The sequence below is a fragment of the Flavobacterium sp. genome (assembly GCF_027484205.1).
Taxonomy (GTDB): domain Bacteria; phylum Bacteroidota; class Bacteroidia; order Flavobacteriales; family Flavobacteriaceae; genus Flavobacterium.
In genome coordinates this window covers 267,484-280,722 of sequence record NZ_JAIXUB010000024.1, presented here as the reverse complement: position 1 = coordinate 280,722, position 13,239 = coordinate 267,484, and the positions used below count along the sequence as shown (strand labels likewise).

14 protein-coding genes and 1 riboswitch are annotated in these 13,239 nt (G+C 30.1%); of the genes, 10 read left to right on the top strand and 4 right to left on the bottom strand.

The features are described from left to right. Positions 1-54: 54 nt before the first annotated feature. Positions 55-258: riboswitch (cobalamin riboswitch) on the bottom strand. Positions 259-500: 242 nt separating this feature from the next. The 5 genes from Q0049_RS12265 to Q0049_RS12245 all read left to right on the top strand — a co-directional run bounded on the left by Q0049_RS12265 (position 501) and on the right by Q0049_RS12245 (position 5,008). Further along, the gene (locus Q0049_RS12265) at positions 501-1,634 is read left to right on the top strand and encodes an ABC transporter substrate-binding protein (protein ID WP_298120166.1); all 1,134 of its coding nucleotides are present in this window, start codon (positions 501-503) and stop codon (positions 1,632-1,634) included. Between the two features lie 118 nt (positions 1,635-1,752). Next, a complete protein-coding gene (locus Q0049_RS12260) occupies positions 1,753-2,778 on the top strand; it encodes an iron ABC transporter permease (RefSeq protein WP_298120163.1) in 1,026 nt (341 codons plus the stop codon). Positions 2,779-2,906: 128 nt separating this feature from the next. Further along, complete coding sequence (locus tag Q0049_RS12255) at positions 2,907-3,314, top strand: GxxExxY protein (RefSeq protein WP_298120161.1); 408 nt, start codon at positions 2,907-2,909, stop codon at positions 3,312-3,314. Positions 3,315-3,405: 91 nt separating this feature from the next. Further along, positions 3,406-4,185, top strand: coding sequence for an ABC transporter ATP-binding protein (locus tag Q0049_RS12250; protein ID WP_298120158.1), 780 nt, complete (start codon positions 3,406-3,408; stop codon positions 4,183-4,185). A gap of 61 nt (positions 4,186-4,246) precedes the next feature. Continuing rightward, positions 4,247-5,008 (top strand): dienelactone hydrolase family protein, encoded by a 762-nt coding sequence (locus tag Q0049_RS12245; protein ID WP_298120155.1) that lies wholly within the window; start codon positions 4,247-4,249, stop codon positions 5,006-5,008. A gap of 71 nt (positions 5,009-5,079) precedes the next feature. Here the strand turns inward: Q0049_RS12245 and Q0049_RS12240 are convergent, their stop codons facing one another. Genes Q0049_RS12240 through Q0049_RS12225 form a run of 4 tightly spaced genes read right to left on the bottom strand, consistent with a single transcriptional unit; the run spans position 5,080 to position 7,456 of the window. Next, entirely contained in the window at positions 5,080-5,913 is an 834-nt protein-coding gene (locus Q0049_RS12240) for a hypothetical protein (RefSeq protein ID WP_298120152.1), read from the bottom strand. An 8-nt stretch (positions 5,914-5,921) separates the two neighbouring features. Further along, a complete protein-coding gene (locus tag Q0049_RS12235; protein ID WP_298120149.1) occupies positions 5,922-6,398 on the bottom strand; it encodes a hypothetical protein in 477 nt (158 codons plus the stop codon). Between the two features lie 3 nt (positions 6,399-6,401). After that, positions 6,402-6,854, bottom strand: a complete 453-nt coding sequence (locus tag Q0049_RS12230; RefSeq protein ID WP_298120147.1) for a tRNA (cytidine(34)-2'-O)-methyltransferase — start codon at positions 6,852-6,854, stop codon at positions 6,402-6,404. Positions 6,855-6,889: 35 nt separating this feature from the next. Beyond that, the gene (locus Q0049_RS12225; protein ID WP_298120144.1) at positions 6,890-7,456 is read right to left on the bottom strand and encodes a pseudouridine synthase; all 567 of its coding nucleotides are present in this window, start codon (positions 7,454-7,456) and stop codon (positions 6,890-6,892) included. Positions 7,457-7,538: 82 nt separating this feature from the next. Here Q0049_RS12225 and rmuC point away from each other — a divergent pair, with 82 nt between their 5' ends. The 5 genes from rmuC to Q0049_RS12200 all read left to right on the top strand — a co-directional run bounded on the left by rmuC (position 7,539) and on the right by Q0049_RS12200 (position 13,206). After that, positions 7,539-8,963 carry a DNA recombination protein RmuC gene (gene rmuC, locus Q0049_RS12220; protein ID WP_298120141.1) on the top strand — a complete coding sequence of 475 codons (1,425 nt, stop codon included), beginning with the start codon at positions 7,539-7,541 and terminating at the stop codon, positions 8,961-8,963. 13 nt (positions 8,964-8,976) lie between these two features. After that, positions 8,977-9,345, top strand: coding sequence for a 6-phosphogluconate dehydrogenase (locus Q0049_RS12215; RefSeq protein ID WP_298120138.1), 369 nt, complete (start codon positions 8,977-8,979; stop codon positions 9,343-9,345). A 3-nt stretch (positions 9,346-9,348) separates the two neighbouring features. Further along, positions 9,349-9,894: an acyl-CoA thioesterase gene (locus Q0049_RS12210; RefSeq protein ID WP_298120135.1), complete on the top strand. Its 546-nt coding sequence runs from the start codon at positions 9,349-9,351 to the stop codon at positions 9,892-9,894. 161 nt (positions 9,895-10,055) lie between these two features. Continuing rightward, positions 10,056-11,144 carry a hypothetical protein gene (locus Q0049_RS12205; RefSeq protein WP_298120132.1) on the top strand — a complete coding sequence of 363 codons (1,089 nt, stop codon included), beginning with the start codon at positions 10,056-10,058 and terminating at the stop codon, positions 11,142-11,144. A 22-nt stretch (positions 11,145-11,166) separates the two neighbouring features. Next, positions 11,167-13,206, top strand: a complete 2,040-nt coding sequence (locus Q0049_RS12200; protein WP_298120129.1) for an FG-GAP-like repeat-containing protein — start codon at positions 11,167-11,169, stop codon at positions 13,204-13,206. The last annotated feature ends 33 nt before the right edge of the window (positions 13,207-13,239 follow it).

Below are 13,239 nucleotides of genomic sequence, written 5' to 3'. Positions count from 1 at the left end.
TAAATGGGAGAAAAGCATAGAATTACCCATACCCAAACCTTTTTTCCCGAAAGTTTGATACTCAATGTAAATGGCAGGTTTCCTGGCTTGCGTCTTGTTGTTGACCTTCTCATCTCTTTTTTAAGGAAACAATGGTTTGTGTAGATAACAACAAGCTTTGTAGCTTACAGTTGCGGGTACAGCTTTGGTGTTTAACCAAATTCCCTTTTAATGTTTCTTTGAAAAATCAAAGTCACAACCTAAATACGAGTGCAAATGTAGAAAATTAAAAAGTATAAATACGAATTATTTATTGTCATTCTTTTTAGAAAATTTATAAATCAACCAAATATATCCTACTACAAAGTGAAGTATAATTATTCCAACAACAACGTACATAAAGATGTTTGAATTACCTCTCATAAATAAAATTTTATTCAAATTTACTAGATTCTTTTTATTGATTTTGCATCTTTTGTTACACAAAAAGTAATTTGTCTACTTTTGCAAAAAAAATAATTGTGCAAAAATTATCTTTATTAATAATTCTTATAGTAGCTTCTCTTTTTGTCCAATGTAAGAATGAGAAACCAATTGAATCTAAGATTTCAAAAGTAAATTCAGTCAAATATGCCAAAGGATTTTCAATTGAAAATTATGGAAATTATGCTGTTGTAACTGTAAAAAATCCGTGGCCTAAAGCTTCAAAAACCTACAAATACATATTAAAAAAGAAAAACGGAATTATTCCTGATTCTTTGAAAAATAACCTAACGATTAATGTTCCTATTCAATCAATTGTAGTGACATCTACAACTCATATTCCTTCATTGGAAATGTTGAAGGAAGAAAAAACATTGGTTGGATTTCCAAACCTTGATTACATTTCATCAGAAAAAGTTAGGTCTTTGATTGATGCAAAAAAAGTAAAAGAGTTAGGTACAAATCAAACATTAAATACCGAAATCTTAATTGATTTACAACCTAATGTCATCATTGGTTATGGTTTAGATAATAATAATCCAACATTAGATAACTTAGAAAAAAGTGGTTTAAAAGTACTTTTAAATGGCGATTGGAACGAGCAAACTCCATTGGGAAAAGCTGAATGGATTAAGTTTTTCGGAGCTTTATATGATAAACAAGAAAAAGCCAACGAAATTTTTTCTAAAATTGAAAATGACTATCTAAAAACTATTGAAATTGCAAAAAAGGCAACATCAAAACCAACTGTTTTAGCTGGAGATATTTTTGAGGGAAAATGGTATTTGCCAAGTGGCACAAGTTGGGGAAGTTTGATTTTGAAAGAAGCAAATTCAAATTATTTATGGCAAAAAACTACAGGAACAGGAAGTTTATCTTTATCATTTGAAACCGTTTTTGAAAAAGCAAAAGATGCCGATTTTTGGATTACATCGGGACAATTTTCAACTTTAAATGAAATGATTGAAGCTAATCCTCATTACAATCAATTTAAAGCTTTTCAAAACAAAAATGTCTATTCCTTTGCTGGAAAGAAAGGAAAAACTGGTGGTATTTTATATTATGAATTAGCACCAAATCGACCAGATTTAGTACTAAAAGATTTAGTAAAAATATTACATCCCGAATTATTAGTTGGTTATAAACCTTTCTTTTTTGAGAAGTTGAAGTAGTTTTTCACACGAATTTTATACTAACTTTGTCATTTCGACCTTTTAATAGAAATCACATTATTTAAAACACTTTATGAGATTCCTCGTTCCTCGGAATGACAAAAAACAAATAAAATAAATGTTCAAAACCCGAAATACAATTCTTTTTACAATTTTGTCCTTGACATTATTATTGATATTGTTATTGAACATTTCATTCGGTCAGGTTAGTATTCCATTAAAGGAAGTTTTCAAGAGTTTATTCGGTTCAACTGCAAGCAAAGACACATGGGAATACATCATTTTTAACTTTAGATTACCAAAAGCAATAACAGCAATTTTAGTTGGAATTGGGTTATCTGTTGCAGGATTATTGATGCAAACATTATTCAGAAATCCGCTTGCTGGACCATATGTTTTAGGACTAAGTTCAGGTTCAAGCTTGGGTGTTGCCTTTGTAATTTTAGGCGCAAGTTTGTTACCAACTTTTCTTTCTGATATTTTACTTTCTTCCTATGGAATTATTTTAGCTTCTTGTTTAGGAAGTTTTCTTGTAATGCTATTGGTCTTAATAGTTTCACAAAGACTTCGTGATACTGCAACCATATTAATTGTGGGGTTAATGTTCAGTAGTTTTACAAGTGCAATAGTTTCTGTATTAACCTATTTCAGTTCAGCAGAACAATTGCAGAAATTCACCTTTTGGAGCATGGGAAATTTAGGGAACTTATCTTGGCAAAACATTTTCATTTTATTCGTTTCCGTTCTAGTTGGATTACTACTAAGTTTACTATCAATTAAATCATTAGACGCATTATTACTAGGCGAAAATTATGCAAAAAGTTTAGGTTTAAACATCAAAAAGTCAAGATATACCATCATAATTGCCACTTGTATTTTAGCAGGAAGTATCACCGCTTTTGCAGGACCAATAGCTTTTGTTGGATTAGCAGTTCCTCATTTAGCAAAATTACTTTTTCAAACAAGTAATCATAAAATATTGTTTTGGAGTACGATTTTAATTGGTGGTATTTTGATGCTTTTTTGTGATATGATTTCGCAATTACCAGGATTGGATTTTACATTACCAATCAATGCAATAACGTCAATAATTGGCGCACCAATTGTGATATGGTTGTTAATTAGGAAGAGAAATTTAACATAATGTTTTTTAAACACATAGAAACATAGATAAATTTTTAATAAAAGTAAAGGATAGAAACAAAAGCAATGCTTTTTTATAGATTTGAAATAAAAAACTATGTTTCTATCTGTTTAAAAAAAAGACAATATATGGTTACACAAAAATATTTAGACGATTTAACTTATGAAGTTATTGGTTCTGCAATTGAAGTTCATAAAACTTTAGGAAGAGGTTTGCTTGAAAGTGTTTATCACGAATGTATGAAAGAAGAATTGGTAAGTAGAAAAATTAATTTTCAAACAGAAATGAAAATTCCGTTAGTCTATAAAGAAAAGGAATTGAAAATAGATTTTAGATGTGATTTATTTGTTGAAAATATTTTGGTTATTGAATTAAAGTCTATTTTACAGTTAAATCCAATAAGTGAAGCTCAATTATTAACCTACATGAAACTTTTAAAGGCTCCGAAAGGCATTATTATAAATTTCAATTGTTTTAATATTTTTAAGGAAGGTCAAAAAACATTTGTAAACGAATATTTTAAAAAAATACAATAAATATAAGAATACTAAATGAAAAGCTTTTGCTTCTATATCAATCTTTGATTTATATTTTTTTCTATGTTTCTATGTGTTTAAAAATTAAAAAATGAGTAACTACATTCTTTCTGCTTCAAATTTATCCATTGGTTATCTAACCAAAAAGGAGAAAATTGTCATTGCTTCAAATTTAAATCTGAATTTACAAGCTGGAAAATTAATTAGTTTAGTTGGTGCAAACGGAATTGGAAAATCAACCTTATTACGAACACTTTGTGGCATTCAAAAACCTGTTTCTGGAATTGTTTTCCTCAATGAAAAAGATATTCAAAGTTTTGAACCGTTAGTTTTAGCGCAAAATTTAAGTTTGGTTTTAACTGAAAAATTACCTCCAAGTAATTTAACTGTTTTTGAATTAATTGCACTTGGAAGACAACCTTACACAAATTGGTTAGGGAAATTATCCGATGAAGATTTAGATAAAGTAAATCAATCAATGCAACTCACTCAAATTGAATCACTCGCAAATAAAAAGCATTTTGAAATTAGCGATGGCCAATTACAAAAAGTATTAATTGCAAGAGCATTGGCTCAAGATACACCTTTAATAATTCTCGATGAACCCACAACTCATTTAGATTTATTGCACAAAGTTTCTGTTTTTAAATTATTGAAAAAACTATCACAAGAAACTAATAAATGTATCCTTTTTTCAACTCACGATATTGATTTAGCTATTCAACTTTCAGATGAAATGATTGTGATGACAGAAAATAATGTTGTTCAAGACCAACCCTGTAATTTGATTTCAAAAGGTGTTTTTAATTCACTTTTTAAAGACCAGAATATTATTTTTGATAGCGAAAAGGGAAAGTTTATTATCAAATAATTATGATTTGTTTTAGATAAAAAAAGATTGAAAACGGTAATTTTGAAAAAAAATAATTTATATGAAAAGTCTTTTTATTCTTTTATTCGGTTTTACAATGTTAGCATCACATGCTCAAAAAGCAGTTTCTTATTCTGATGGAAATCAAAAACTTGAAGGATTTATATACAATCCAGAAAAAGAAATTTCCAATGGAAATTCCGTTTTACTTCTTCCAGCATGGATGGGAATTGATAATAATGCAAAAGAAAATGCTCTAGAATTAGCAAAACTTGGTTACAAAACATTTGTAGCAGATATTTATGGTATTGACAAAAGACCAACAAACACAGGTGAAGCGGGAAAAATTGCAGGATATTTCAAAACAAACATTAAGGAATATCAAAACAGAATTCAATTAGCTTTAAATGAGTTAATTAAAAACGGAGCAAATCCTGATAAAATTGCCGTAATTGGTTACTGTTTTGGTGGAACTGGTGCCATTGAAGCGGCAAGAACAAACATGAAGGTTAAAGGTGTAGTTTCATTTCATGGCGGATTAGGAAGAGATGCTTCAAGAACAATTGAACCTATTTCAACTAAAGTATTGGTACTTCACGGAGCAGACGATTTTTATGTTCCTGAAACTGAAATCAAAGCTTTTCAGGACGAAATGAGAACCGCAAAAGCAGATTGGCAAATGATATATTACGCTAACTCAGTTCATGCTTTTACTCATAAAGATGCTGGAAATGATAATAGCAAAGGTGCAGCATACAATGAAAAAGCTGCAAAAAGATCTTGGCAAGCGATGAAAGATTTCTTCGACGAAATTTTCAAATAATTGTAATTACATATCTATAACCTTCAAAAAATTAAGAATCAGTTTATATTAATTTTTTGAAGGTTTTTATTTTATTGCATTTGATTATTTTTTCCAAATCGAACTCTATAAACTTGCATCAAACTCTCTAACTTTTCGCCATCAATATTCAAGTCATCAATTTGAAATTCAAAGTTTTTATTATTGAATTTAAATACTAGATAATAATTCATATGCTTTCCACTTCTCCTAGATTCAACACATTCATTTGTAATGTTTTGCCATTTCATTAAACTCTGTTTGTGTAAAGTTATTCCAGTTGAATTTATAATAATTTGAGGACTATTATTAATCAATTTACTTATTGAATTATATAAAAAGTAAGCTCCAACAGCTAAAAACAACAAATAAAAATATTCTTTTTCAGTAGTTAAAAGTATATAAATTGCGTATCCAGAAAAAGTACCTCCTAAAACTAATCCAAAAATAATTGTTGCCTTAGAATAATGAATTAAAGTTTCTTTTGGAACATTCAAATCATCATGATAAATATCTTTTTCAAGGAATTTTTTCTCGAGTTGTTTTAATTTTTGTTTTTGGTCATATCTGATAATTTCTGTCTTTTTAAACCAACTATCGTCTTTCCATATCAAATTATTTTGAATAGCTTTCCTTTTTAACTCATGTACGTTTCTAACATTTTCAAAAGCCCAAATTTTCCATTCTACCACAAAATAACTCCATGCAAACCAAGCCAAAACAAAACCTGCAAAAACCGAAACTCCAATAATCCAACCTTCAAAATAGTGCATAAACTGAAGATAAAACCCTAACCCAATGGACAAGAATAATATAACCATTGGTAAATAAACTAACTTTACTTTTCCTTTACTTATTGCCTCAGCAACTGTTATTTTTTCTCTCATAATTTTATTTAAATGATTTCATTCCTTCTATTATATCGTTCTCTATGAATTTTAGCAGAATCTAATAATTCAAAACAACCAAAATTTAGTATATCGGTTCTGATTTGGATTTTTTTATGTTGACTTTTATCATAGAAAACAAAATCGTGTCGTGAATTTTTTCTCTTTCCTATTCTAATAATCCGCTCATTTTCTATATTTTCCCAGCTAATTATTTGTTCATCCTTAACTTTAATTCCGTAGGAGTTAATTGTCAACTGAATTACATTTCTTTCAATATACAATTGCTTTATTTTTTTTACTAAAAAATAAGTTGGTAATAGCAAAATAGTCGGTACGATATAATTGTTATTTATTAAAGAAAAGTAAAACAATAAAACAATTACGATTTGAAAAATACATGCACTAACTATTTCATATCTTGAATAATAAACAAGAGTTTCATCAGAATACCATACATTATTTAAATCAATAAATGGTCGCATAAACTACTTCAAATTAATTTGTCTTTTAGCTTCTCCAACCACAAAAGCTACAGAATTGGCAATATTAAAACTTCGTATCAAATTTGACATTGGAATAGTCAAATGATTTTCAAATTTTGCCAAAACTTCCTGAGATAATCCAACACTTTCTTTGCCAAAAACCAACCAATCGCCATCTTGAAATTGATTTTCATATATTGATTTTGTAGCATGTGAACTCATCAAGAAAACTCTAGATTTATCAGAAATTTGAGCAATCCATTCTTCTACATTTTGATATTCGGTAACATCAAGATGTACCCAATAGTCTAATCCTGATCGCTTCAAATTTTTATCATTTATCACAAAACCAAACGGATGAATCAAGTGCAAACGACTTTCGGTTCCAACACATAATCGTCCAATATTTCCTGTGTTATTTGGGATTTCGGGTTCTACTAAAACTATGTTTAACATTGATTAGATTTTTAGATATTTAGACTATTATATTATTAGACATCAAAATTATTCACTTCCATTACTTCTCCTGCTTTTAAATCATTTAAGAAAATGTTTCCAACTCGAACACGCACTAATCGTAATGTAGGAAATCCCACTGCTGATGTCATTTTTCTAACTTGACGAAATTTGCCTTCATTAATTGTAATTGATAGCCACGAAGTTGGTCCATGACGTTCGTCTCGAATTTTTTTTCCTCGTTCGCCAAATTCAGGAATTGAATTTAAAATAGCAGCTTTACATTTTTTAGTGATGTATTTCTTTCCGTTGAAACCAATTTGAACACCATTCATTAATTTCTCAATAGCTTCTTGATTGATAATTCCGTCCACTTGAACGTAATATTCTTTTTCAACTTTTTTACTACGAACAATTTCGCTCATCATTCCGTCAGTTGTCAACAAAAGTAAACCCTCTGAATCTTCATCTAATCTACCAATAGCCATCGTTCCTTCAGGAAAATTATATAATTCTCCAAGCAATTTTTTCTTGCGTTTCAACTCATAGATGAACTGCGATAAATAGCCGTAGGGTTTGTGAATAAGGAAATGTTGGTGCATAAAATATATTTCAGCAAAAATACATTTTTCAAATAGTCAATTTCAATTTAATGCTTATTTTTACAAAAACTTTTTACATTCAATGACCGATTCTTTATCTATTATACTCGCTTTCATCATTGCTTTATCCATTGGAATTTTCATTGGAAAAATATTATTTTCAGCTAAATCACAATCAGAAAAAGCATCGTTAGAAGAAAAATCTAATGGATTGTTATCACAAATTAATCAACTGAAAGAACAATTTCAAAACGAAAGAAATCAATTTGAAAAGCAAATTCAATCTGATAAATTGGATTTTGAAAAACAATTGGCTCTTTCAAATTCAGAAAAAGAAACTATTCGTTCTGAAAAAGATGCTTTAGCCATTCAACTCTCAAAAAAAGAAACCGATTTTGAAAATCTTTGGGAACGCAATAAAGAACAAAAACAAGAAGTAGAACAACTTCAGGAGAAATTTACTAAAGAATTTGAAAATTTAGCCAACAAGATTTTAGAAGAAAAAACCACCAAATTCACAGAACAAAATAAAGAGAATTTAAAAAATATTCTTTCTCCGCTGCAAGATAAGATTCAACTTTTTGAAAAGAAAGTGGAAGACACACACAAAGAAAGTATTGATTATCATGCCGCTTTACGCCAACAAATTTTGGGCTTACGCGAAATGAATGAGCAAATGAGTAAAGAAACTTTGAATTTGACTAAAGCTTTGAAAGGTGATAGTAAAATGCAAGGAAATTGGGGTGAATTGATTTTAGAACGTGTTTTAGAAAAATCAGGATTAGAAAAAGATCGCGAATATTTTGTACAACAAAGTTTTGTTACAGAAGATGGAAATCGCGTTTTCCCTGATGTTGTAATCAATCTTCCTGATGGAAAGAAAATGATTGTCGATTCGAAAGTGACTTTAACTGCATACGAGCGTTACATCAATGAAGAAAATGATGATTTGAAAGCACAATATTTGAAAGAACACGTAATTTCGATTAATCGTCATGTTGAACAATTAGGAAATAAAAATTATCAGGATTTGTATCACATGGAAAGTCCTGATTTTGTATTGCTTTTTATCCCAATTGAATCGGCGTTTGCCATTGCTTTAAATGAAGATACAACCTTGTATAACAAAGCTTTTGAGAAAAATATTGTTATTGTTACACCTTCTACTCTATTAGCAACTTTACGCACAATTGATAGCATATGGACGAACCAAAAACAACAAGAAAATGCTTTAGAAATTGCACGTCAAGCTGGAGCTTTGTATGATAAATTTGAAGGTTTTGTTCAAGATTTAATAAAAATTGGCAAAAAAATGGATGAAGCCAAAGTAGAATATCAAGGTGCGATGAATAAACTTGTTGATGGAAAAGGGAACTTGATTACTAGTGTTGAAAAATTGAAAAAAATGGGTGCTAAAGCAAAAAAAGCTTTACCCGAAAACATAATAAACAGAGCCAACATATTTGAAAGTTCTGATCATTCAAACGAAGATTTAAAATTAAATTAAAACCATAGAAATTATGTTAAGAAAAGTCATTATTTACTTTACTCTCGGAATAATATTGCTAACAACAGCATATTTTGCTTTTGTATATTATGCTTCTTACAGCGAAGGTGTTCGTTCTGGTGAATTGATAAAATTCAGTAGTAAAGGTTATGTTTTTAAAACTTGGGAAGGAGAAATTAGTCAGGGAATTTCTGGTGCTCAAATATTTAAATTTTCAGTATTAGACAATAATGAAAAAGTAATTGAAGGCATGAAAGAGCTTCAAGGACAATACGTAAAAGTTTCTTATATTGAACGTTATAGAACATTTCCTTGGTGGGGCGACACAAATTATTTTATTACAGAAGTTCAAAAAGATGTCTCACCATTTAAGATGAAATAATTTATGAGTGACTATAAAACTGTAAAATCATCTCAAATTACCATTTCAGAATTGATGTTGCCATCACACACAAATTTTTCGGGCAAAATTCATGGTGGCTACATTTTGTCATTACTCGATCAAATTGCTTTTGCCTGTGCTTCAAAATATTCTGGAAATTATTGTGTTACGGCATCTGTTGATACGGTAGATTTTTTAAATCCAATTGAAGTTGGCGAACTTGTAACATTAAAAGCATCTGTAAATTATGTTGGAAATAGCTCGATGATTGTAGGTATTCGAGTTGAAGCAGAAAACATTCAAACAGGAAAAGTAAAACATTGTAATTCGTCCTATTTTACTATGGTTGCAAAGGATAAAGATGGAAATAATGTAAAAGTCCCGAAGCTAATTTTGTCCTCTTTAAATGAAGTAAGACGCTTTTATTATTGTGTCAAAATGATTTCTGTGAGAAAAGAAAAACAAGAGCATGAAGAAATTTTTGATTATAAATCGATAGAAGCTATTGAAAATCTCAAAAATTACAATGTAAAAGTTGAAATTAATTAAAATAAAACACCTTATTTTTTAAAAAAAGTAGGGTGTTTTTATTTTTAGTTGTCTTATAAAGACAGTAACTGATAACAATTACCTCAAGTCCTCATTTTAAATGCGTAATAATTAGGATTTTGTGATTTTTTTTATATTTTTGATATATCAAATCCATTTACATGAAAAAATATTACCTTCTTTTAGCAATTACTTTAATTTCATCCATAACATTCTTTATTTCTTGCACAGATAGAGATGATAATTATATAGAATTATCTCCTGTGGTTGTTGATTTAACAACTGTTCCTTACGAAAAACTATCTGATTATAAATTTTTTGAAGGTGAAATGAAAAATCAAATTCCTTCAAAAGATGTTTTACCATACGAACCTGCGTCGTCACTTTTTACAGACTACGCTCATAAAAAAAGATTTGTATGGATGCCAAAAGGAAGTAAAGCAACTTATAATGAAGATGGAAAAATTTTAGAGTTACCTGTCGGTTCTGCTTTAATAAAAAGTTTCTATTATGACAATGTTCAACCTTCAAACACAACACGAATCATTGAAACTAGAATAATGATTAAGAAAGAGACAGGTTGGATTTTTGCAGAATATGTTTGGAATGAAGAACAAACAGAAGCAATTTTAAACATGAATGGAAGTAATACTAGTGTAGAATGGATGGAAAATGGCTCATTAAAATCGGTTTCAAGCTACAGAATTCCTTCAGAACAACAATGCTTAACTTGTCATAAATCTAATGAACTTCCTGTTCCAATTGGAATAAAACCTCAAAATTTAAATTTTGATTACGCTTACACTACGGGTACAAAAAATCAATTGCAAAAATGGATTCAACAAGGATATTTAGAAAATAATATACCTTCAAATATTGTTTCAACTGTTGATTATAAAGACACGTCAAAACCTTTAGAATTAAGAGTGCGATCTTATTTAGATATCAATTGTGCACATTGCCATCAAAACAATAGTCATTGTGATTATAGACCAATGCGATTTGCATATAGCGAAACAACCGATTTAGAAAATATGGGTGTTTGTGTTAGCACACAAGATATGGCAGATTTTCCATCAGCATTGTCTAAAATAGTTAACCCAGCAAATATCAATAGATCTATGATGTATTATAGACTGAATACTGAGAATGAAAGTTACAGAATGCCGCTTTTAGGCAGATCAATTATACACGAAGAAGGAATTGAACTTATTCAAGAGTGGATAAATTCTTTAGAACCTTGCAACTAAAAACAAAACCAACCAACCCATTATGAAAAAAATTACTTTACTACTTACATTTTTGTTTGCACTACATTTTGCAAATTCTCAAAACACGTGTGCAACCGCAACACCATTAAATACAGCAGGTTTGTATGTTGTTGACGCTGTAAACGGAACACAAGTTCCTTCACCAATTTGTGCCGATAATGGTACAGGTGCAACAGCAGGTGAATGGTATGCTTACACTCCAACAGCAAATTATTCGGTAACAATAACTACTGACATTGCAGCTAATACACCAAGAAAAGATACGCGTTTCCACGTTTATACTGGCGGATGTGCTGCTTTGAACTGTTATTCTGGAGATGATGATTCAGGTTCTAACTATTCATCAATCGCTACTTTTAATGTTACAGCAGGAACTACATATTACATTGCTTTTGATAATAAATGGAATTCTACAGGATTTACTTTCCAATTGATTGAAGGCACAACTGTTCCTACTTCTCCAAATAGTGTTAGTTTTACGACTCAAACAATTTCAACAATAAATAGTAGCTATAATATATGTGTAGTCGATATGAATAATGACTATTTAGACGATATTGTTGGTGTTAGTGCTACAAATATTAGAGTTCACAATCAAAATAGTGCTGGTGGATTTACAATGGTTGATAGAACCACTACAAATGCTGTAAACTTGCCATCATGGAGTTTAGCCGCAGGTGATTATAATAAAGATGGTTATAATGATTTAATGTATGGCGGTGGAAATGGAGTTACACTAATGAGATCAAATAATACAGGAACTGCCTACACAAACGTTACACCAGGTCAATATGTATTTTGTCAAAGAACTAACTTTATCGACATCAATAATGATGGAAATCTAGATGCATTTACTTGTCATGATGTCGATCCAAATGTTTATTATTTGAATGATTCATCTGGAAATTTAACCTATTATCAATCAGGAGTTACGCCAGGAGCAGTTTCACTTGGTGTGCATCCAGAAGGTGGAAACTATGGTACAATTTGGATTGATTATGATAATGATGGCGACCAAGATTTATTTATAGCTAAATGTCGTGGTGGAGCTGGTACTGCAAAATATAATGAGCTTCACAGAAACAATGGAAATGGAACGTTTACTGATGTTTCGGTAGCTGCAAACATGTATGATCCAGTACAAACATGGTCTTCTGCTTGGGCGGATTTTGACAATGATGGTGACATGGATGCATTAGTAGGCGCAAGTTCTACTACAGATGGAACACACAAATATATGGACAACCTAGGAAACGGAACTTTTGCAAACATCACTGCTGGTTCTGGTTGGGATACAAATACAAGCACAAATATTGAACATATTGCTCATGACTTTAATAATGATGGATGGGTTGACGTTATGGGTGGCGGAAATAAAATTATGATTAATCAAACAAATGGAACATTTTTACCCGTTTCAGTTGGTTTTGGTGTTGGTGCAGTTGGTGATTTAAACAATGATGGTTTTCTTGATATTCAAACGGGAAATACAATAAAATTCAATACTGGTAATTCTAATAATTGGATAAAAATATCACTTCAAGGTATTGCAAGTAATAGCAACGGAATTGGAGCAAGAGTTGAAATATACGGTGCTTGGGGAAAACAAATTAGAGATGCTCGAAGTGGTGACGGTTTCAAATACATGAGTTCATTAAATGTTCATTTTGGAATTGGAGCTGCAACAGCAATAACTCAAGTTATTATTAGATGGCCATCAGGAACAGTTGATACAATCAATAATCCTGCAATTAATCAAAGACTTCATGTTATTGAAGGGTCAACTTTAGGTATTAATGATTTTAATAATACTGCTTTCAGTTTATTTCCAAATCCTGCTAAAGAAGTTTTAAATATTAAAACAAACGATGGAGTAACAATGACATTGGCACAAGTTTATGATTTAACTGGCAGAATGGTTTTAGAATCTAATTTGAAAAACGATTCAATTAATGTTCAATCATTAATGACTGGAACTTACATTCTTCTTTTAAGAGATGAAAACGGAAAAGACTATAGTCAAAAATTCATCAAAGAATAAATTTATTCATTCAAAAAAAATCCCGATTTCAAA